17 protein-coding genes are annotated in these 20,641 nt (G+C 71.7%); 8 read left to right on the top strand and 9 right to left on the bottom strand.

From position 1 onward, the window contains the following. Nucleotides 1-12 precede the first annotated feature (12 nt). Complete coding sequence (locus FHS29_RS22075; RefSeq protein WP_184693272.1) at nucleotides 13-585, bottom strand: hypothetical protein; 573 nt, start codon at nucleotides 583-585, stop codon at nucleotides 13-15. A gap of 494 nt (nucleotides 586-1,079) precedes the next feature. Between FHS29_RS22075 and lanKC the strand changes: the two genes are divergently transcribed. The 4 genes from lanKC to FHS29_RS22055 all read left to right on the top strand — a co-directional run bounded on the left by lanKC (nucleotide 1,080) and on the right by FHS29_RS22055 (nucleotide 7,256). Beyond that, nucleotides 1,080-3,611: a class III lanthionine synthetase LanKC gene (lanKC, locus tag FHS29_RS22070; RefSeq protein ID WP_184693270.1), complete on the top strand. Its 2,532-nt coding sequence runs from the start codon at nucleotides 1,080-1,082 to the stop codon at nucleotides 3,609-3,611. Nucleotides 3,612-3,639: 28 nt separating this feature from the next. Then, nucleotides 3,640-3,804, top strand: coding sequence for a SapB/AmfS family lanthipeptide (locus tag FHS29_RS22065; RefSeq protein WP_184693269.1), 165 nt, complete (start codon nucleotides 3,640-3,642; stop codon nucleotides 3,802-3,804). Nucleotides 3,805-3,957: 153 nt separating this feature from the next. Further along, nucleotides 3,958-5,550 carry an ABC transporter ATP-binding protein gene (locus FHS29_RS22060; protein WP_184693267.1) on the top strand — a complete coding sequence of 531 codons (1,593 nt, stop codon included), beginning with the start codon at nucleotides 3,958-3,960 and terminating at the stop codon, nucleotides 5,548-5,550. Continuing rightward, nucleotides 5,550-7,256 carry an ABC transporter ATP-binding protein gene (locus FHS29_RS22055; RefSeq protein ID WP_184693265.1) on the top strand — a complete coding sequence of 569 codons (1,707 nt, stop codon included), beginning with the start codon at nucleotides 5,550-5,552 and terminating at the stop codon, nucleotides 7,254-7,256. Before FHS29_RS22060 ends, FHS29_RS22055 begins: the two co-directional genes overlap by 1 nt. Before the next feature lie 374 nt (nucleotides 7,257-7,630). Here the strand turns inward: FHS29_RS22055 and FHS29_RS22050 are convergent, their stop codons facing one another. Further along, nucleotides 7,631-8,134: a DUF3145 domain-containing protein gene (locus FHS29_RS22050; protein WP_184693263.1), complete on the bottom strand. Its 504-nt coding sequence runs from the start codon at nucleotides 8,132-8,134 to the stop codon at nucleotides 7,631-7,633. Nucleotides 8,135-8,694: 560 nt separating this feature from the next. Here FHS29_RS22050 and FHS29_RS22045 point away from each other — a divergent pair. Beyond that, nucleotides 8,695-9,939, top strand: a complete 1,245-nt coding sequence (locus FHS29_RS22045) for a hypothetical protein (protein ID WP_184693261.1) — start codon at nucleotides 8,695-8,697, stop codon at nucleotides 9,937-9,939. A 56-nt stretch (nucleotides 9,940-9,995) separates the two neighbouring features. Here the strand turns inward: FHS29_RS22045 and FHS29_RS22040 are convergent, their stop codons facing one another. The 4 genes from FHS29_RS22040 to FHS29_RS22025 form a co-directional block, all read right to left on the bottom strand. Further along, nucleotides 9,996-10,367 carry a hypothetical protein gene (locus tag FHS29_RS22040; RefSeq protein ID WP_184693259.1) on the bottom strand — a complete coding sequence of 124 codons (372 nt, stop codon included), beginning with the start codon at nucleotides 10,365-10,367 and terminating at the stop codon, nucleotides 9,996-9,998. 252 nt (nucleotides 10,368-10,619) lie between these two features. Further along, on the bottom strand, nucleotides 10,620-12,014 hold the full coding sequence (locus tag FHS29_RS22035) for a dihydrolipoyl dehydrogenase family protein (RefSeq protein ID WP_312865037.1): 1,395 nt from the start codon (nucleotides 12,012-12,014) through the stop codon (nucleotides 10,620-10,622). Nucleotides 12,015-12,050: 36 nt separating this feature from the next. Next, nucleotides 12,051-12,755, bottom strand: coding sequence for a TetR/AcrR family transcriptional regulator (locus tag FHS29_RS22030; protein WP_246440626.1), 705 nt, complete (start codon nucleotides 12,753-12,755; stop codon nucleotides 12,051-12,053). A 169-nt stretch (nucleotides 12,756-12,924) separates the two neighbouring features. Beyond that, nucleotides 12,925-13,611: a hypothetical protein gene (locus tag FHS29_RS22025; RefSeq protein WP_312865036.1), complete on the bottom strand. Its 687-nt coding sequence runs from the start codon at nucleotides 13,609-13,611 to the stop codon at nucleotides 12,925-12,927. Between the two features lie 346 nt (nucleotides 13,612-13,957). Between FHS29_RS22025 and FHS29_RS22020 the strand changes: the two genes are divergently transcribed. Both FHS29_RS22020 and FHS29_RS22015 read left to right on the top strand, forming a co-directional pair. Then, complete coding sequence (locus FHS29_RS22020) at nucleotides 13,958-14,848, top strand: SGNH/GDSL hydrolase family protein (RefSeq protein ID WP_184693257.1); 891 nt, start codon at nucleotides 13,958-13,960, stop codon at nucleotides 14,846-14,848. A 1,323-nt stretch (nucleotides 14,849-16,171) separates the two neighbouring features. After that, entirely contained in the window at nucleotides 16,172-18,424 is a 2,253-nt protein-coding gene (locus FHS29_RS22015; protein ID WP_184693255.1) for a HelD family protein, read from the top strand. On the opposite strand, the gene crcB is transcribed toward FHS29_RS22015, so the two are convergent. From crcB to FHS29_RS22000, 3 genes are read right to left on the bottom strand one after another with little or no spacing between them, the layout of a single operon-like run. Beyond that, nucleotides 18,414-18,758 carry a fluoride efflux transporter CrcB gene (crcB, locus tag FHS29_RS22010; RefSeq protein ID WP_184693253.1) on the bottom strand — a complete coding sequence of 115 codons (345 nt, stop codon included), beginning with the start codon at nucleotides 18,756-18,758 and terminating at the stop codon, nucleotides 18,414-18,416. The genes FHS29_RS22015 and crcB overlap by 11 nt on opposite strands. Then, the gene (locus FHS29_RS22005) at nucleotides 18,755-19,162 is read right to left on the bottom strand and encodes a fluoride efflux transporter FluC (protein ID WP_312865035.1); all 408 of its coding nucleotides are present in this window, start codon (nucleotides 19,160-19,162) and stop codon (nucleotides 18,755-18,757) included. Before FHS29_RS22005 ends, crcB begins: the two co-directional genes overlap by 4 nt. A gap of 52 nt (nucleotides 19,163-19,214) precedes the next feature. Next, the gene (locus FHS29_RS22000; protein WP_184693249.1) at nucleotides 19,215-19,652 is read right to left on the bottom strand and encodes a MarR family winged helix-turn-helix transcriptional regulator; all 438 of its coding nucleotides are present in this window, start codon (nucleotides 19,650-19,652) and stop codon (nucleotides 19,215-19,217) included. Nucleotides 19,653-19,831: 179 nt separating this feature from the next. Here FHS29_RS22000 and FHS29_RS21995 point away from each other — a divergent pair, with 179 nt between their 5' ends. After that, complete coding sequence (locus FHS29_RS21995; RefSeq protein WP_184693247.1) at nucleotides 19,832-20,638, top strand: SAM-dependent methyltransferase; 807 nt, start codon at nucleotides 19,832-19,834, stop codon at nucleotides 20,636-20,638. Nucleotides 20,639-20,641: the final 3 nt, after the last annotated feature.

The raw sequence follows: 20,641 nt of genomic DNA, 5'->3' as shown, positions 1-20,641 counted from the left end.
AGTCCGCTCCGGCTAGCAGGCGGCGGATTGGGAGCTGGAGCCCTCGGGGCCGAAGTCGACCCGCAGCGCGCCGGCTTCCGCCTGCAACGGGTAGACGACCCGCCAGGAGATGCAGTCGGTCTGGAGGTCGGCGGGTGCCTTGGCGACGTCCTGCGTGCTGACGAACGTCATCAGCACGCGCAGCCGGGTCGGTGTCACGTACTCGACGCGGTGCACCAGGACGGTGCCGTTGCGGGAGGACTCGTAGTCGGATTCCCAGCGGACGCGCGGTGTGCGGTTGACGCGTTCCGCGGTCACGGTCCTGGTCCACCGGTCGTAGTCCTGGGCGTTGATGGCGTCGAAGTAGCTCTGGAGCGCCTCGCGGACGCGTTCGCCGTCGGGGTGCAGGGCGGCGTCGATGCTCAGCTGCACGGTGGGGCTGCCGGGCTGCGAGCCGCGCGGCACCGGGGACGACGCGGAGGGCACCGCGATCCGGTCCCCGACGGCCTGAGCGGGTCGCTGGTACACCTCGCGGGCCAGCACACCGGCCGTCCCGGTCAGCGCGGCGAGCACCAGCACGGTGGGCAGCAGCAGCCGGGAAGACACACCGGGAGCGTGCCACATGCGGCCGAACGCACACATTACGACCCGAACGGAGTAACAGTAGACCCGATCGGTGCGGATCTGACCTACCGTCACCGGTTGCGATAATAAGGCAAACCCCGAAATCGGCGTATATTCCGCCTCCCAACGGTGGAATAAGATTGCTCCGACGGGACATCCCCCGAAGGGACCAACGAGCCGGTCGGCAGTGACCGGAACCGCCGTGCAGCGCGCCTCCGACGATTTCCCTGGCCAGCCCCGGTGGATCATTTGAACGACTCGGTGCCGTTTATCGGTGACACTCCCGGGTCATCACCCAGAGCAAGCTCAAACCCGGCATTCGGGTGGTTCCACTGCTGCCTATGCCACCGAAAGTATGACTTGTTGCACTTCGGATCAGCACGAACGGCCTAGTCGCCTCCCCGTATTGGCGGATTGGCTTCGTCCCGGCAGCGTGCGGGAATAGGCCAATCGATAAACCTGGGAGGCGAATTCCGGTGGATCTCCGTTATGAGGCCTACTGCTTCGCGGACCGTCTCTTCTACGACGTGCAAAGCTCCACCGAAACCGCCCAGGATGATTTTTCCCAGGTGCTCCCGGCGCTGCCCGACGACTGGTCCCAGACCGATCTTACGATCTGGCGCTATCTTCACCCGGCCGGGGCGGTGGTTCCCCTGCAGGGGTGGAAGGTGCACGTCTCGGCTACTGTGCGCAACGCCGGTGAGGTGCTGCTGACCGCCTACGACTACCTGGTCGAACGCCGCATCCCGTTCAAGTACCTGCGCACCCAGTCGATCGTGCTGGCCCGCAACTCGAAGTACGCCCCGCGTGAGGGCAGCGGCAAGCTGATCACCATCTACCCGGCCGACGACGCGCAGCTGGAAAGCGTCCTGCGCGAGCTCGACGCCCTGCTCGCCGGCAAGCCCGGCGCCTACATCCTGAGCGACCTGCGGTACGCCGCGGGCCCGTTGTTCGTGCGGTACGGCGGTTTCGTGGAGCAGTGGCTGGAGGTCGACGGCAAGCGCGTGCTGGCCATCAACGGGCCGGACGGCGAACTCGTGCCCGACCAGCGCAAGCCCACGTTCTGGGTGCCGGACTGGATCACCCTGCCGACGTGCCTGGAGACGCACCTGGCCGCGCGGAAGGCGGGTGACGCCGAGTCGTTCCCGTACCGGGTGACCCAGTCGCTGCACTTCTCCAACGGCGGCGGCGTCTACCGGGCCACCCGCAAGTCCGACGACGCGCAGGTGGTGCTCAAGGAAGCCAGACCGCACGCCGGGCTGGACCGGGACAACGTGGACGCGGTCGCCCGGCTCCGGCGCGAGCACGCCGTCCTCACCCTGCTGCACGGCGTGCCGGGCGTGCCCGAGGTGTACGAGCACTTCACCGCCTGGGAGCACGAGTTCGTCGCGATGCAGCCGGTGCCGGGCCGCCCGATCGGCCAGTGGCTCGGTCAGCACTACCCGCTCACCCACCGCGAGGTCGGCGACGTGACCGCGTACACCGCGCGGGCGTTGCGGATCATCGAGTCGGTCGAGCGGATCCTCGCCGACGTGCACGAGCGCGGAGTGGTGTTCAGCGACCTGCACCCGCTCAACGTCCTGGTCGACGACGACGATTCGGTGTCCCTGATCGACTTCGAACTCGCGTTCCCGGTGGCGGAGGACCGCAAGCCGACGTTGGGCTCACCGGGTTTCCAAGCCCCGCAGGACCGTTCCGGCTTCGAGATCGACGAGTACGCGCTGGCCGCGCTGCGGCTGTACGTGTTCCTGCCGCTGAACGCGGTGATCGAGCTCGCGCCGGTGAAGCTGCGCACCCACGTGGAGTTCATCCGGCGCCGCTTCGGCCTGCCGGACGAGTACTGCGACCGCATCCTCGCCGCGCTGACGCCGCGCGTGGACCCGCCCGCCCCGGTCGTGACGGCGTTGGACGAACCGGAGCCGGACTGGAAGGTGGTGCGCAAGTCCATCGCCGCCGCGATCCTGGCGAGCGCCACGCCGCAGCGCAAGGACCGGCTGTTCCCCGGTGACGTCGAGCAGTTCGAGGTCGGCGGCGCGTGCTTCGCCTACGGCGCGGCGGGTGTGCTGCACGCCTTGGACGTGACGGGCGAGGGCCGCTACCCGGAGCACGAGCAGTGGCTGCTGGACTCGCTGCGCCGCGATCCGCCGAAGGAGCCCGGCTTCTTCACCGGCGCGCACGGGATCGCCTACGTGCTGGAGAACCTCGGCTACCACGACGAGGCCGACGGTCTGGTCAGCGCGTACGCCGAGATCCTGCCGTCGACCAAGGACCACGGGCTCAACGCCGGTCTGTCCGGGGTGGCGCTGAACCTGCTGCACTTCGCCGACCGACGTGCCGACGAGGCCCGTGCGGAGCAGGCGCTGGAGCTCGGTGAGCGGCTGGTCGCCATGCTCGCGGACGCCCCGCCGCCCGGCGACAAGGCCCGCGCCGGGCTGCTGTACGGCTGGTCCGGTCCGGCGCTGCTGTTCGTCCGGCTGCACGAGCGGACCGGCGACCGGCGGTGGCTGGTGGAGGCCGAGCGCGCGCTGGAGCGCGACCTCGCGGAGTGCATGACCGCGCTGGACGGCTCGACGCAGGTCCGCGACGGCAACTTCCGCACCCTGCCGTACGTCGGCATCGGCAGCGCCGGCATCGCGTTGGCGCTCAACGAGTTCGCCCGGGTCGCCCCGGACGCCGAGTGCTCGGCGCGGCTGCCCGAACTGGTCGCCGCGCTGACCGGCGAGTTCGTCATCCAGCCCGCGCTGGTGCTCGGGCGGGCCGGCCTGCTGGCCACCCTCGTGCACGCGGGCGGGCCACCCGAGGCGATCGACCGGCACCTGGCGACGCTGGCCTGGCACGCCGTGCCCTACCAGGAGGGCCTGGCGTTCCCCGGCACCCAGCTGCGCCGGCTGTCGATGGACCTCAACACCGGCGGCGCGGGCGTGCTGCTGGCGCTCGCGTCCACCGCGGACGGCATCCCGGTGCTGCCGTTCCTCAAGTCTCCGGCCCTTTCGGGCCGGTCGCAGTAACCCGATTCTCCCCCGAGAAGGAGTCACCATGGAATTCATCCTCGACCTGCAGGACATGGACACCCCCGAGGTCCAGGCCAACGCGATGGCCAGCGGGGGCAGCAGCGGTGGCGGTGGCGGCAGCACGACCGCGTCCAACGTCTCCCTGCTGCTGCCGTGCAGCCACTCCACCGCGAGCCTGGTGCTCTGCTAGATCACGCCGCACTGAGGAGGGGGTGAGCGGCGCAGGCGAAGTGCGCCGCTCACCCGATCACACGAGGGTCCGGCGTCAGCCCCCCGGCTCGCAGCCGGGTGGCCGGCGTCGGGCCCTCGCCCATGATGCGCCCACGAACCGGCAGGAGCACGAATGCTGCTGAGAACAGTCGTCCGCCGTGATCCGCGCTGGCTGCTGCTGGCCTGCAACGCCCTGCTCGCGACCACGGCGGGACTGCTGCTGCCGACCGCGCTGGCCGGCGCGGTCGACATGGCGCTGAACGGGCGACTGGACGCGGCCACCGTGTGGTGGCTGGTGGGACTGGCCGGCGTGGAGGTGGTGGGCGACGCGATCGGCGTCGTGCTGGCCGCCGCGATCACCGCGCGCGGCACGGCGTGGCTGCGCCGCAGGCTCACCTCCAGGCTGCTGGAACTGGGGCATCCCGGCCGGTTCGAGGCCGGTGACGCGGTGAGCAGGCTGACCGGGGACAGCGCGATCGCGGGCGGTTTCGCGGTGCTGCTGGTGAACCTGGGGATCACCGTGCTCACGGCGACCGGCGCGGTGGTGGCGCTGGCACTGCTGGACTGGCGGCTCGCGGTGGTGTTCCTGCTCAGCGTGCCGCTGGCGCTGCTGCTGGTGCGCTCCCACCTGAAGCTGACCGCCGACGACGTGGCCACCTACCAGGAGGTGTCGGGCGAGCTGTCCGCCCGGCTGCTGGACGCCGTCGGCGGGTTGCGCACGATCGCCGCGTCCGGCCGGGCCGACCAGGAGGCCGCGCGGGTGCTGCGACCGCTCCCCCGGCTCGCGGCGGCGGGCATCGGGATGTGGCGCACCCAGGCGAAGATGATCTGGCGGGCCGGGCTGCTGCTGCCCGCCGTGGAGCTGGCCGTGCTGACCGCCGCCGGGTTCGGCGTGGTCGCGGGCCGGTTGAGCGTCGGCGACGTGCTGGCCGCGATGGGGTACGCGGGGCTGGGCATGGCGGTGGTCGGGCAGGCCGCCGTGCTGACGGCCGTGCAGCGGGCGCGGGCGTCGGCCCAGCGGATCGACGAGGTGCTCACCGTGGAACAGGTCCTGGTCGGCGCGCCCGGCTCCGCGGCGCCCGGCGCGGTGGAGCTGCGCGGCGTGTCGGTGCCGGAAGCCCTGCACGACGTGGACCTGCTGGTGCCCGCCGGGACGTTCCTGGCCGTGGTCGGCCGGTCCGGCGCGGGCAAGTCGGCGTTGGCGTCGGTGATCGGCGGGCTGACCGCCCCCTCGTCCGGACAGGTGTCGCGCGGCGGGTCGGTCGGGTACGCGTTCGAACGCCCGGCGCTGCTCGGCGCGACCGTCGCGGACGCCGTCGGCTACGGCACGTCCCTCGGCCGGGAGGAAGTCCTGGCCGCGTGCCGGGCCGCACACGTGCACGACGTGGTGGTCCGGCTGCCCGACGGCTACGACACGCCGATGGCCGACACGCCGCTGTCCGGCGGTGAGGCGCAACGGCTGGGACTGGCGCGGGCCGTGGTGCGCGACCCGCAGGTGCTCGTGCTGGACGACGCGACCGCCAGCCTGGACACCGTCACCGAGTCCACTGTGGAGCGTGCGGTCGAGTCGGCGCTGCCCGGCCGCACCAGGGTCGTCGTCACGCACCGCGCCGCGACCGCGCGCCGGGCGGACGCCGTGGTGTGGCTGGAGGACGGCCGGGTGCGGGCGGTGGCCCCGCACCTCGCGCTGTGGGAGAACGCGGAGTACCGGGCGGTGTTCGGCTGATGGGACCTTATTTCCGGGCGTTGATGGGACGGCGGCGGGCCGTGCTGGCGCTGCTGGGCTGGTCGGTGCTGGAGGGCGTGCCCGCGCTGCTGTCCGGCCGGCTGGTCGGGTTGGCGGTGGACCGGGGGTTCGCCGTCGGCGACGTGTGGACCGGCATCGGGTGGCTGGTGGCGTTCGCGCTGGTGGCGGTGCTCGGCGGGTTCGGCCTGCGGCAGGTGTTCACCCGGCTCGGCGACGTCGTGGAACCGCTCCGGGACGCCCTGGTGACCACGATCGTGCGCGGCGTGCTGCACGACGGCCGGTCGCACCGGCGGCAACCGGACGCCAGCGCCGTCGCGCGGATCACCCGGCACGTGGAGGTGGTGCGCGACGCGACCGCCGGGTTGCTGGTGCAGGCGCGGGCGTTGCTGGTGACCACGGCCGCCGCGCTGGTCGGCCTGGCGACGACGGTGTCCTCGCTGGCGTGGCTGGTCGTGCTGCCCGTGGTGGCGGCCCTGGTGCTGTTCGGCCTCCTGCTGCCGTCCCTGGCACGGGGGCAGCGGGCGCTGGTGATGGCCGACGAGAGCACCGCCGAGGTGGCGGGGACGGTGCTGCTGGGGATGCGGGACGTCGTGGCCTGCGGGGCGCAGTCCCACGCTTCGGCGGACGTCGTGCGGCAGGTCGACGTGCAGGCGGGCGCGACCGTCCGGATGGCCTGGGCGTCGGCGTTGCGCGGGATCGTGATCTCGGTCGGCGGTTTCCTGCCGTTGGTGCTGCTGCTGGTGATGACGCCGGGCATGGTGGCGGCGGGTGCGCTGACCGCGGGCCAGGTGCTGGCGGCGGTGGTGTACCTGAGCACTAGCGTGCAGCCGGCGCTGCGGCGGTTGGCCGACACGACCAGCACCGTCGTGCTGCGGCTCGCGGTGGCGCTGCGGCGGCTGGCCGAAGCCGCGCCGGAGGTGGCGGAGCAGACCGGCGACCTCGTTCCGGGAGGCGACGGGGCGGTCGAGTTGCGCGGGGTGACGTTCGGGTGGGGCGAGCACGCCGAGCCGGTGGTGCGCGACCTGGACCTGACGCTGACCCGCGGGTCGCACCTCGCGGTGGTGGGGCCGAGCGGCATCGGGAAGTCGACGCTGGCCGGGCTGATCACCGGGCTGCTGGCGCCCCAGGCGGGGTCGGTGCTGTTCGGCGGTGTGCCGGTGCGGGAGGTGCGCCCGGCGGAACGGCACCGGCGGATCGCGCTGGTGCCGCAGGAGACCTACCTGTTCACCGGGACCGTGCGGGACAACCTGGCGTTGTTCGCGCCGTCCGCCTCCGACGAGGTGCTGGCGGCGGCGGTGGCGGCGGTGGGTGCGTCCGAGGTCGTGGCGCGGCTGGGTGGGCTGGACGGGGCGATCGGTCACGCGGGCGGGAGTTTGTCCGCGGGTGAGGCGCAGCTGCTGGCAGCGGCGCGGGTGTACGCGTGCGACGCGGACGTCGTGGTGCTGGACGAGGCGACCTCGAACCTGGACCCGGCGGCGGAGGCGGTGGTGGAGCGGGCGTTCGCGGCGCGGGACGGGATCCTGGTCGTGATCGCGCACCGGCTGTCTTCGGCGCTGCGGGCGGACCACGTGCTGGTGATGGACGGCGGTGCGCCGCTGCTGGGCTCGCACGAGCGGCTGATGGTCGAGTCCGCCACCTACGGTGACCTGATGGCGGCCTGGAAGCCCGCCGTGGCCACTGGCTGAGCCCTGCCGGCTGTACGGTCCGCCGGTCCGCACGTCTTGATCGGCCGTTGCACGGGTGGCAGCCGCGCGGTCCACGGGTTGGCGGTCGGTCAGTTCTGCAGGCTGCGGTCGGCAATTTTGCGGGCCACGGCCCCCGGTATCAATTCTACCGGGATGCACCGACAAAGTCGGATTCTCAGGTTTGGAAGTGCGCGCGAGTGGGTAATGAAGCGCTCCGTAAACGCTTGCGTCCTTTTTCGGGCGTGCGGAATTCAAACTTGAGGCCGCTGGTTCCCAGGGACGCCGGAGTACTCGGATGCGGCCGGGGTCCAGGTGCGAGCCGGGTGCCGGTGCGGCCGACCGGCCGCGCCGGAGACGCGGGCGGTCGGCCGGGATCAGCCGACGCGGTGCAGCCAGGTGACCGGGGCTCCGTCGCCCGCCCGGCGGAACGGTTCGAGGGCGTCGTCCCAGGCCGCGCCGAGGATCTCGTCCACGCCGTGCGCGAACGACTCGCCGCCGCGGCTGCGCGCGGCCAACGCCCGCAGCTGGTCCTCGGACACCACGATGTCGCCGTTCGCGCTGGTCCGGGCGTGCCACAGGCCCAGCACGGGCGCGAAGCAGTAGCGGACGCCGTCGACTCCGGGGCTCGGGTCTTCGGTGACCTCGAACCTCAGCATCGGCCACGCGCGCAGCGCGGACACGAGTCGGGCGCCTGTGCCGGCGTCGCCGGACCAGGCGCATTCGGCGCGCAACTGCCCTGGCGCGGCGGGCTGCGCCGCCCACTTCAGGTCCGCTCGCTCGCCGAGGGTGCCCGAGATCGCCCACTCGACGTGCGGACAGACCGCAGACGGCGACGAGTGGACGTAGACCACGCCACTGGTGCTGCCACGGGTGCTCACAGCTGACCTCCGCTACTCGACGAGGGACGTCTTCCCCTACGACCTGTCGTGAGCGGACGATCTTGTGAATTCCCGACTTGGTCATTCTGCCCGTTGTCGGAGCGGTCCGCCAGAAGAACCAGCACGTTCATCACCCGGGCGGGTCAGATACAGGACTTTCGACCCTAAAGTGCGACCCCGTCGCCCACGGATCGGGCAGCGGGGTCACATTCCGAGATCAGTCCGACACGTTTACGTGATCGAGGAGCACTCGAAGCGGTCACCGCCGCGACCACGTTCACAAGCCCTGTGCCCAGGTGATGACGGCGACCGAGACGCTGCTCCCGTCCACCGGCAGGCCGTCCGCACCGGCCGGCGTCCGGCGCGCGGGAAGCCACACCCGCCGACGAGCACGACTGGGCGCATGGCGACCGAACCTCCCGGGCAGAGTGAACAGTCCGTCCAACGAGGCACCCCCATTCCGGTGATGACGGTCACTGGAAGTGTCAACTCGCGGACCGCAGGACCGACCCACCCCCTACGGCGCTACCGTGTTCGACCGTGAGGAACGGTGTGATCTTGTGCGGCTGATCCGTCTCGGACCCGAGCCGTCCCAGGTCGGTCTGGACGTGCGGGCCGCGCTGAGCGCGTGGGGCACCGGCGGTTCCGTGCTGGGCGGCGTCGCCATGCTCGGCGTGACCCCACCGGACTGCCCGCGCACGCTGGACGCCGTGGTCGTGCTGCCGCGCGGGGTGCTGGTGGTGGTCGGCGTCGACCTGCCCGACCCGGCCATGCGGCTGGAGGCCCCGCTCACCGGCCAGTGGAAGATCGACGGCTGGCCGCTCACCCGTACCGACGGCGCGACCAGCCCGGCCGCCGAGGCGCTGGAGGCGAGCACCGCGGTGGCCCGGCGCATCCAGGACATGCGCGGCGAGCCGCTGCCGGTGACCACGGTGGTGGCCGTCGGGCCGTACGTGGCACAGGTCGTCCAGCCCACCGCGGACCTCAACCGGGGCGTGCGGGTGCTGCACCCCAAGCCGACCACGCTGCTCGCGGCGGCACGGGAGCTGGCCACCAGCGACCGGCCCTGCTCGGCCGACCACGCGGCGAAGCTGCTCGCCGTGCTCGCGCCCACCGGCACCCCGCCGGACGTCCGCCAACTGCGGGCCGAGGGCTTCCCGGACGCGGCGGCGGACCTGGCGTCGGCCAGCACCATGCTGCTGCCCAAGGTGGTGCCCGCCGCGCGCCGGCCGAAGTGGCTGCCGTACGCGGCGGCGGCGGTGGTCGCGGTGGTGCTGGTGGTGGCGCTGATCATCGTGCTGACCTCCGGGAGCGCGACCGAGGCGGCCTCGTCGACCAGTCCCGCGCCGCAGCCGACGACCGTGGTGGTGGACGGCCGGAACTTCTCGCCGAAGGGCGCGGACCGCACCGAGGACTGCGCGAAGCACGCGTTCGGCGACGTCCAGGCGTGGTTGGCCGGGCACATGTGCCTGCAACTGCGTCGGGCCCAGTACGAGACCACGGTGGACGGCCGCAAGGTCGGCATCGCGGTGGCCGAGCTGAACCTGCCGGACGCGGCCCGCGCCGGCGAACTGCACAAGGTCGCCTCGGCGGCCGGCTCCGGCGGCGTCACCGCGCTGGTGAAGGAGGGCAAGGCGTGGGCGGGCGGGCCGCCGTCCTTCGACCGCTCGGCGATCAAGACGACGCTGAAGAACGCCCAGGTGCGGACCGCGCAGGCGGTGTGGTCCGAAGGCGAGTCCGACCCCGCCGACCCCCAGTTGGCCGCGCTGGTCGACCAGGCACTGCGGCTGCCGACCACCCAGTGACCGGCGCGCGGGCTCAGCAGCCGGTGCGTGCGGGCCAGTAGCCGGTGCGGGCGGGCTCAGTAGCCGGTGCGCACCAGACCCACCGCGATCAGCCCGAACGCCACGTGCAGCACGATCACCAGGCCGGCCACCGTGCACAGCATTTCCGTGCCCGGCCTGCCGGTCAACGCGCCGCAGGAGAACAGCCAGCCCGCGACGGCGACCGCGAAGCCCAGCCCGAGCACGATTCTCGGCACGTGCGCGAGGCAGAGCAACGCGTTCTTGCGCGCCCGCCACAGGGTGAGGGCTACCACCGGCGCGATCAGGAAACCCGGCAGGTACACGGCGATGGGCGCGAAATCCGGCGCCTCGGGCAGCAATGTGGTGCCGATGAGGAACGCGCACCACAGGACCGCCGCGGTCGCGAGAGCAACGGTTCCCCTGGTCACTTCCGCAGTGTAATGAGCCGAGGCCGCAATTTTGGGATCTGACATCCAATGGCCCACAAGTCGTACGGCACTCGGCGTACCGCCGATTTCACAGGGTGAGCACCGTTCTACCAGAAGTGGCTATTTTGTTGCAACAACGAAACAGCCCACCTCTTCAGCGATGCCGCGCACCGTCCGCGAACGGCTCGCGGACAGCTCACGAACGGTGCCTCGCAGGAGGCGCCTTGCGAACGGTGCTTTGCGGGCGGGCGCTCAGAGCCCGTAGGCCTCCAGCAGCCGCAGCCACACCTCGCTGATCGTCGGGTACGCCGGAACCGCGTGCCACAGCCGGTCCACGGTCACCTCGCCCACGATCGCGATGGTGGCCGCGTGGATCAGTTCCGCGGTGTCCGGGCCGGCGAAGGTCACGCCCACGAGCGTCCTGGTCTTCTCGTTGACGATCATCCGCGCCTTGCCGCGATACCCGTCGGCGTGCAGCGACGAGCCGGCCACCGCGATGTCCAGGTCGACGACCCTGATCTCCACGCCCTTCTTCCGCGCCTCGGCTTCGGTCCACCCGACCGATGCGACCTCTGGGTCGGTGAACACGACCTGCGGCACGGCGGTGTGGTCGGCGGTGGCCACGGCGGCGGTCCAGGGTGCGGGCGACTCGGCGCCGGTAACGATCGCCGTGCCCACCGCGCGGGCCGCGTACTTCCCCTGGTGGGTGAGCAGGGCGCGACCGGTGACGTCGCCGGCCGCGTACAGCCAGTCGACGCCGGACACCCGGCCGGTGTCGTCGACGGGCAGCGCGTCGCCCGCCGTGAAGCCGTACTGCTCGACGCCCAGGTCGAACGTCGCGGGCTGCCGACCGGTCGCGACCAACAGGTGCGCGCCGGAAACCGAGGAACCGTCGGACAGCTCCAGCGTCACCTCACCGTCCGCAGTGGACACACCGTCCGCAGTGGACACACCGGTCGCCCTCACGCCGGTGCGCAGGGTCACGCCGTCCTCGCGCAGACCGTCCGCCACGAGGTCCCCGGCGAACGGCTCGGCCTTGGGCAGCGGTCGTTCGCCGGACACGACCAGGGTCACCTTCGAGCCCAGCCGCGCCCACGCCTGCGCCATCTCCACGCCGACCACGCCGCCGCCCAGCACCACCAGCGACGACGGCACCTCCTGCGCCGAGGTCGCCTCCCGGGACGTCCAGTAGGACGCCTCGGAAAGCCCTGGCAGCGAAGGGATCCGGGGCACGCTGCCGGTGCACACGACGACCGCGCGGGACGCCGTGAGCACCCGGCCGCCGACGTCGACCTGCCGTTCGCCGACCAGCCGGCCACGGCCCCGGACCACCTCCAGGCCCGCGCCGACCGCCCACCCGACCTGACCGGAGTCGTCCCAGTTCGACGTGAACTCGTTGCGGCGCTTCAGCACCGCGGCCGGGTCCAGCCGCTCGCCCACCGGCACACCCGGCACCCGCCGGGCGGCGGCGAGCGCGTGACCGGGCCGCAGCAGCGCCTTGCTCGGCATGCACGCCCAGTACGAGCACTCACCGCCGACCTTCTCGGCCTCCACCAACGCGGTGCGGAGGCCACCGGCGGCGGTCCGGGCGGCGGCGTTCTCGCCCACCGGTCCGCCGCCGATCACGATCACGTCGAAGTCGGTCACCGGTCCACCCCACACCACCCGGACCGGTGCGGCAAGTCACGCCGGGTCGAACACCCCGGCCAGCATGCGGAGTATGACGCCGTCCGCGGTCCGCAGGACCACCTGGCGTTCGGCGGGCTCGACCCGTTCGGCGAGCTTGTACATGGCATCGGCGGTCTGGGTGGCCATCCGGAACGTCAGCGCCACGGGTGCGTCGCCACGCACCTTGAAGCGCTCGACGAACAGCTCGCGGAGCCGTTCCGCCATCAGGTCGTACTGGTCGACGCTGGCGTCCAGGCGGTGCCCGTCGAACAGGTCGCTGAACCGCACCCGGCCGAAACCGGGCAACTCGACCAGCATCCGCAGGTAGACGCCGACGACTTGCTGCACCGCTTCCCGCCAGTTCGCGGCCAGCTGTCCTTCCTTGAACAGTGTTTCGATCCGTGTGAGGTACTCCTCCATGCCGCGCAGCGCCAAGGCGTGCACGACAGAACGCTTGTCCGGGAAGTATTGGTAGAACGATCCAATTGGCACGCCGGCGAGCTCGACGATCCGGGCTGTGGTGATGTCGTCGTAGTCGTACTCGTTCAGCAGCTGCGCACACGCGTCGACAATGGCGGTCACCGTGGCGGCGCCACGCTGCTGGACAGGCTGACGGCGCATCACCTTGGCTAAGCGGTTTTCGGCGGGATTTTCATGCACTCTGCCATCTTGATGGATACGGCCCAGTAAGCCCAAACACAGGATTGGCGTCAGGTTCATCACGGATCGTCGCACGTACCTGCACGACTGCGGTCGACCATGTGAGAAACACTCACTTTTATCGGCCCCCTCCCGAATAGACGACGGCGCTCACCTGGTGCGCAGCGGGGTAATTACCGGCAAAACGATTGACTGCCGGACAATCGCCGGTACCGCTGGGTAACCCGAGCTACCCGCTCTCTTGCCCCGAACTTGACTGCGCGGGCGCGCGCAGCTCGTCCCGGGGCGCCGGCAAAGCGTGATCGAAACTTGACGTCGACCAACCGTCTTTCGGTTCAGAACGGTAGCGTGGCGGTCTCGTCACATACGGTTTCAGCAATGCCGCGATCAGCAGGCCCGGCGCGATCAACGGCACCACGGCGGACAACGCGACGGCGGTCGAAGCGGCCCGCGCGACGTCCTTCGGGATGATCGCGATCCGGTCCACCACGAACGCGCGCCGGCCCGGAATCGACAACAACCCCACGACCACCAGAAACACCGCGAACGTGAGCAGCGCCTGGTGCACCGCGCCATATCCGACCGACTCGGCCGCGAACATCACCGCCGGCCACCCGAACAACGCGCTCACCTGCTGCCGCGCAGTCGTCATCGCCCACAGCAGCCCGCCGACGACCGCCAGCCACCCGGTCCGCCCGGCGCACCACGCGCCGACCGCGTCCAGCCAGCCGGTCGGCACGGCGGCCCACTCCAGCGGACGGTCCAGCACGTCCAGCGGTCCGGGCGCGCCGAACGGCTGCCCCGCCACCCACGCCAACGACCACACCGACACCAGCACCGCGCACCCGAGCTGCCACCGCGGCCGGTCCACGACGACGCGGCTGAGCCGGACCAGTTCCCGGCGATGTTCCTTCACTCTCTCCAGGGTGCCGGGCGGATCACCCGCCCGCGCCGGCTTTCACCCGCGTGCCCGCGGAGTCCCGCTCATCGGGTGCACCGACTTCACCCGCCGTGTCACCGACGCCGCCGTCCGCCGGCACCCCCGGCACGTCCGCCGGCCGGTGCGGGTCGGGCGGGCGCCCCGGCCCCACGCCCGGCACTTCACGAACCGGCGGCGCGCGGACGCCCGGATCTCGACCGGAGCCGGTGACAACCGTTCGGGTAGCGCTTGCCCGTTGATCAGCAGCCTGTGACCCGACGCAACACCGATTGGTCGGGTTTGCGCGAACTCCCGGGTGTCGTTCGGTGGCGGAGGCCACATCATGTCCCCCGGAACCATCCCGATCACCGAAACGGAGGCGATCGTGCGCAGGCTGCTACCGGCGTTGCTGACGGCGTTGTCGATCACCCTGACCACCACCGGCGCGGCGAACGCCGACCGCGACCTGGAGTACGTCGCGCTGGGCGACTCCGCCGCCGCCGGCCCCCTGATCCCGGACCGGGAGCTGCTGCACGCGGGCTGCCTGCGCTCCACCGGGAACTGGCCGAGCATCCTGGCCGCGCGGATCGAGGCCACCACGTTCCGCGACGTGACGTGCTCGTCCGCCGTCACCGACAACCTGACCGCCCCCCAACCGACCCTCGGCGGCAGGCAGGCGCCGCAACTGGACGCGGTCACCCCGTCCACTGATTTGGTCACCCTCACCATCGGCGGGAACGACGTCAACCTCGTCGGCACGGCGGCGAGCTGCATCAACCCGCTCCCCGAACCCCTCGGCCTCTCGTGCCGCGACCGCCTCACCGCCGGCGGCCGCGACCAACTCGCGGAACAGATCGACGCCTACGCACCGGAGTTCGCCGCCGCACTGGACGCGATCTCCGCGAAGGCCCCCGAAGCCCGCATCGTCGTCGTCGGCTACGGCACCTACGTCAAGCCCGGCGGCTGCCACCCGAAACAGCCGATCTGGGCGCGCGACGCCGACTACCTCCAGGCCAACATCCACCGCCTGAACGCCCTGTTCGCCCGCGAGGCCGAGGCACACGGGGCGACGTTCGTCGACATCGCGCCACCCAGCGTCGGCCACGACGTGTGCGCCCCGCCGGACGTGAAGTGGTTCGAAGGCGTGATACCGACCTCCCAGGCCGCTCCCCTGCACCCGAACGCGAAGGGCATGGAGGGCATCGGCGAGTTCGTCGCCGACTCCATCGGCTGACCTGCTCGCCCGCTCAGCGGCGCGCCGCCCTTCCCGCTCAGCGGCGCGCCGCCCTTCCCCGCCCAGTGCCGCGCCGCCTTGCACACCCGGTGGCCCCTCGCCTTACCCCACCCGGCGGCGAACAGCCTTGCCACCCGGCAGCGCGCCGCAGTGGTCGCCGCCAGCGAGCCCGCTGCGGATCGCTGGAGGCGAGCCGGTTGTGGTCGTCGCCGGCCGCGAGCCAGTTGTAGTCGGCGCTGGCGGGACCGTTGTGGTCGTCACCGGATCACGGTGATCGGTGGCGTCATCAGGCGGCGTCATCAGTTGCAGTCACCGGCCGGCGGTCATTGACGTGCCTTGCTTATAACCCGCCGGCTCGGCCCGCATCCGCCGTGCGACCGCCGGACCCGAAACTTCGTGAGCGACGGACCCTTGCGCCGGTGCCGGGCTCGGGGTTGCGTGGCTGGGATCGGCGGGGCTGACGGCCGGCGGGCTTGGTCTACAAGGCTTGGGTGGGCTGGCGGAGTGGGTGGCTGACAGGACGTGGTGGGTGGTTCGCGCGGATTCGATATCTCACCGAGTGATCAGGGTGTTGATTTCGTACCCATTCATGTTTTGACCACCCGAAAGTGTCACGGTTGGCCGGGTGACGGGCGGCGGCTGGCGGCTGGCGGCTGTCCTGCGGTGCCGCTGTGTCTACAGCCAGGCGCGGCTGGTCGACAGCCATGCGCCTGTTTGCTCTCGACCTGTCACTGCGACGTCCTGCTCCGACGTCCCATCTTCGTGATCATGATACCAGCGGCAGGTTGTGGCGGCCTCGAGTCGTGTGGCTGGGGCTTTCGCCGGCGGCGGTGAGGCCTGGTGACAGGTGTCCGCGCTTTGCCAGCCCGGCCCGATGTGCCGCCGCCCCGGCTGCGCCATCCTCCAGGCGCGCCATCCTCCAAGTGCACCGGAGCCCAAGTACGCCGCCGCGCCAGGTACGCCGACCCCTCAGGTACACCGCCCCGGCCGAGCGCACGGTCCGAGTGGCGCCGACGGCGCGGAGTTGCGGCAGGTAGTCGTCGACCAGCCATCCCCGACGCGGCGGTCGGCCTCGTGGCGCGCGCGCACTTCCCGACCCGCGTTCGGCGGCACTGCCGCCCCCGTCCACTTCCTATGATCGATCGGTGACACGGCTCGGTCGCCGAGCACGACCGAACACGACCGAGCAGGGGCAGCGGAACGTCGGGACCTGGAGGCGCAGCACGGAAAGACCGTGTAGATTGGACTTTCTGCGCGCGCAGAGAAGATTCAGGCGAAAAGCGGCACAGCCTGATAAAACACGCTATCCAGAAAAGAGGCACGTTGTCAAGCCCCTCCGATGACCTCCGACTCGCGGACATCGAGTCGGAGCAGGAATACGTGTCGATGCTGTACGGCAGGCTGGACGACCTTCGCGAACAGAGCTCGAAGCGGCTGGCGGGCGCGCTCCGGGAAACCGGCGGCACCCACCAGATGCGCTCCGAGCGGGACACCTCGGTGGCCATGTACTCCGACCAGTTGGCGCAGTACAGCGCGGTGGAGAACGGGCTGTGCTTCGGCCGGCTGGACTTCCACACCGACGACCGCTTCTACATCGGCCGGATCGGCTTGTTCGACGAGGACAAGGATTACGAACCGCTGTTGATGGACTGGCGCGCGCCCGCCGCGCGGCCGTTCTACCTCGCCACCGCCGCCGCGCCGGAAGGGGTTCGCCGCCGCCGCCACCTGCGCACCAAGCAGCGCAAAGTGGTCGGTTTCGACGACGAGGTGCTGGACATCAGCTCGGTCGACCTGTCCCGCCCCTCGGAGGGCCTGACCGGCGAGGCGACCCTCCTCGCGGCGGTCAACGCGAGCCGCACCGGGCAGATGGGCGACATCGTCGCCACCATCCAGGCCGAGCAGGACAAGATCATCCGCACCGAGCTGAACGGCGTGGTCGTCGTGCAGGGCGGTCCGGGTACCGGCAAGACGGCGGTCGCGCTGCACCGCGCCGCGTACCTGCTCTACACGCACCGCCGGCAGCTGGCCAAGCGCGGTGTGCTGGTGGTGGGGCCGAACTCGACGTTCCTGCGGTACATCGGGCAGGTCCTGCCGTCGCTGGGTGAGACCGGGGTGCTGCTGTCGACGGTCGGCGAGCTGTTCCCCAACCTGACGGCGGTGGGCCGCGAGTCCGCCGAGACCGCCGCGCTCAAGGGCCGCATCGAGATGGCGGACGTCGTGTCGCACGCCGTCAGGGACCGGCAGGAGGCCCCCGCCCTGGTGGAGGTGCCGTTCGAGCAGGACGTGCTGCGCCTGGACCGCCGGGCGATCACCGCCGCCCGGGGCCGCGCGCGGCGCACCCGCAAGCCGCACAACGAGGCGCGCCGGGCGTTCCAGCGGGAGATCATCTCGACGCTGGCGTCCCAGGCCGTCGCCCGGTTGGGCCGGCACCTGCTGGACCAGGCCGACATCGACGACATCCGCCGCGAGCTGCGCGAGGACCCGCAGGTGCAGGCGGCGGTGGAGCGGCTGTGGCCGACGCTCACCCCGCAGCAGCTCCTGGAAGACCTGTACGCGTCGCCGAAGCGGCTGGCCAAGGCCACCCCGAAGCTGACCGCCGAGGAACGCGCCCTGCTCGTCCGGCCGCGCGGCGCGGAGTGGACGCCCGCCGACGTGCCGCTGCTGGACGAGGCCGCCGAGCTGCTCGGCGAGGACGACACCGAGACCAAGGCGCGCGCGGAGCGCCGGCGGCGGCAGGCGATCGACTACGCGCAGGGCGTGCTGGACATCCTGGACCTGGAGGACGACGCCGACCCGGACATCCTGATGGCGACCGACCTGGTGGACGCCTACCGGTTGGCCGAGCGGCACGGTGCGGAGCGCTACGAGACGGCGGCCGAGCGCGCGGCGGCGGACCGGACGTGGACGTTCGGGCACATCATCGTGGACGAGGCGCAGGAGCTGTCGGCGATGGCGTGGCGGACGCTGATGCGGCGCTGCCCCAGCAAGTCCATGACGGTCGTCGGTGACATCGCGCAGACCGGTGACATCGCGGGCGCGTCGTCGTGGCACGAGGTGCTGTCCCCGTACGTGATGGACCGCTGGAAGCTGACCGAGCTGACGGTGAACTACCGGACGCCGTCGGAGATCATGGCGGTGGCCGCGGACGTGCTGGCGTCGGTCGACCCGGACCTGGTGCCGCCGACCTCGGTGCGGGACAGCGGGAACGAGCCGTGGAGCTCGCGGGTGGTGTCGGTGGCCGATGCGCTGCCGCCGCTGGTGTCGACCGAGGTCTCGGCGATCGGGGACGGCAAGCTGGCGGTCATCGTGCCCGCCGCCCGGGTGGCCGCGCTGCGTGCCCTGGTGCCCGGTGCGTCCGACGACCTGGACGCCCAGGTGGTGGTCCTGGGGGTGGCCGACGCGAAGGGCCTGGAGTTCGACTCGGTGCTCGTGGTCGACCCGGCGGGCATCCTCGCCGAGTCGCCGCGCGGCGCCAGCGACCTGTACGTGGCGCTGACCCGTGCCACGCAGCGGCTCGGCGTGGTGCACGAGGGCGAGCTGCCGGCGGTGCTCGGGCGGTTGAAGGTCACCGGGTGAGCAGGTAGCCGGCGGCAGCCGCCGCGACACCCGCGACGAGGCTCACCACCACGTTCGCAAGCGCTTGCCGGTGCCTGCCGTCCTCCAGCAGGCGGACGGTCTCGAAGCTGAACGTGCTGTAGGTGGTGAGCCCGCCGCAGAAGCCGGTGCCGACCAGGGCCGTCCAGGTCGGGCCGGTGCCGGCCACGCAGCCGAGGACGAACGAGCCGACCACGTTCACGGTGAGGGTGCCCCACGGGAAGACCGAGTCGTGCCGGGACCGCACGAACCGGTCGGTGAGGTAGCGGGACACCGCGCCGACCGCCGCGCCGACGAACACCAGGAGCGCCGTCACCCGGTCTCCTTCCGCCCGATCACCTTCCGGGTGACGGCCATGCCGAGGGCGGTGGCGCCGAGCGCGAGGACCACGACCACGACCAGGTAGAGGCCGGCGCGGAGGTCGCCCAGCCGCACGGCGTCGAGGGCGTAGGCGGAGAACGTGGTGAAGCCGCCCAGGAAGCCGACGCCGAGGAACGGCCGGGCCAGCGGGTGCAGGCGGGGCACCAGGACCACCAGGACGCCGATCAACGCCGAGCCGAGCACGTTGACCGCGACGGTGCCCGGCAGTCCCAGGCCCGCGAACGCGTACCGCGCCAGCCCGCCCAGGCCGCCGCCGAGTGCGACGGCGAGCAGGACGGGCGCCGAGACCTCCCGCCGCGGTGCCGGAACCCGGGGGCCCGCGACCCCGGGATCGGCCACCCCACGATCGACGGGGTCTCGATCAACGGGTTCCGGCTCGTCGGAGCGCCGGTCAGTGGGCACGCAGGTGGTCGACCAGGTGGTCGAGGGCGGACAGGGCGCGGACGACGTCGGCGCGCTCCCCCGGCTCCAGCCGGTCCAGTGCGGAACCGATGCGCTTCTCGTGCGCGGCCTGCCAGACGGCGAGCTGCTCGTGCCCCTGCGGCGTCACCGACAGCCGCGCCACCCGCCGGTCGGCCGGGTCGCCGCCGCGAGCCACCAGGCCGCTCTCGATGAGCTGCCCGACCAGTCCGCTCACCGTGTTCGGTGCGAGGCGCAGCTCCGCCGCCAGGTCGCCGACCCTCATCGGGGGGCGTTCGGCCAACGTCTGGAGCAGCTCGATCTGCGCCATCGGCAGCGAGTCCCACGGCCATTCCGACCGGATGCTGGTGCGCAGGGCGCGACGCAGCCTGGTGACCACGTCGGTGAGCGTGCGTGCCTCGTCTGACATGCGCAAATGGTACTGGTTCCGGCGGCGTTGGACGCCGAGTCCGCATCGCGGGACGGCGACCGCGCCAGTACGCCGATCGGGGAGAAGCGCGCTCGGGCACTGCCCTGCGCCGGTTCGGCTCAGTAACCTCCACGCGGGGCCCCGGGTCCGGTCCTTCCCACTTGGAATAGGGGTGTCGTGTGGAACGCGCGGGTTGGGTTCCGGACAGCGTCGACGTCGGTCTGCCGAGTGCGGCCCGCCTCTACGACTACCTGCTCGGCGGCGGGCACAACTTCGCCGCCGACCGCGCGCTCGCGGACAGGTTCCTCCAGGCGCAGCCGAACGCCCGCACCATCGCCCGGCTGAACCGGTCGTTCCTGCGGCGCGCCGTGCTGTACCTGATCGACCGCGGCGTCCGCCAGTTCCTGGACCTCGGCTCGGGCATCCCGACCGTGGGGAACGTGCACGAGGTGGCGCGCAAGGCCGCGCCCGAGTCGCGCGTGGTGTACGTGGACTTCGAGGACGTGGCGGTGGCGCACAGCCGGATGCTGCTGGAGCACGACGACCTGGCCGCCGTCCTCCAGGAGGACATGACCAGGCCGGACGACGTGCTGTACGCCGCCGAAGCCACCGGTCTGGTGGACTTCGCGGAGCCGCTCGGCGTGTTGACGGTGGGCGTGTTCCACTTCGTGCCCCCGGAGCGGGATCCGGCCGGGGTGGTCGCCGCCTACCGGGACGCCGTCGTGCCGGGCAGCGGACTGGCGCTGTCCCAGTTCACCGCCGATCTCCAGCCGGCGGAGATGGCCGGGATCGTCGAGGTGATGAAGAAGAGCATGAACCCGATGTACCCGCGCAGCCGCGCGGAGATCACGGACCTGCTCACGGGCTTCGACATCGTGGAGCCGGGCGTGGTGCCGCTGCCGCTGTGGCGGCCGGAGGACGACGCCGTCGAGGAGGCCGACCCGGCGCGGTCGGGCATCTTCGCCGCGGTGGGCCTGAAGAAGTGAGAC

Source organism: Saccharothrix tamanrassetensis (assembly GCF_014203665.1).
Taxonomy (GTDB): domain Bacteria; phylum Actinomycetota; class Actinomycetes; order Mycobacteriales; family Pseudonocardiaceae; genus Actinosynnema; species Actinosynnema tamanrassetense.
Note: the sequence above shows the minus strand (reverse complement) of the source record. Positions and strands in the feature narration are given on the sequence as shown.

Coding starts and splice junctions, on each gene's coding strand:
- FHS29_RS22065 (WP_184693269.1), top strand. CDS start 3,640: ATGGAATTCATCCTCGACCTGCAGGACATGGACACCCCCGAGGTCCAG.
- FHS29_RS22060 (WP_184693267.1), top strand. CDS start 3,958: ATGCTGCTGAGAACAGTCGTCCGCCGTGATCCGCGCTGGCTGCTGCTG.
- FHS29_RS22055 (WP_184693265.1), top strand. CDS start 5,550: ATGGGACCTTATTTCCGGGCGTTGATGGGACGGCGGCGGGCCGTGCTG.
- FHS29_RS22030 (WP_246440626.1), bottom strand. CDS start 12,755: ATGAACCTGACGCCAATCCTGTGTTTGGGCTTACTGGGCCGTATCCAT.
- FHS29_RS22020 (WP_184693257.1), top strand. CDS start 13,958: ATGTCCCCCGGAACCATCCCGATCACCGAAACGGAGGCGATCGTGCGC.
- FHS29_RS22000 (WP_184693249.1), bottom strand. CDS start 19,652: ATGTCAGACGAGGCACGCACGCTCACCGACGTGGTCACCAGGCTGCGT.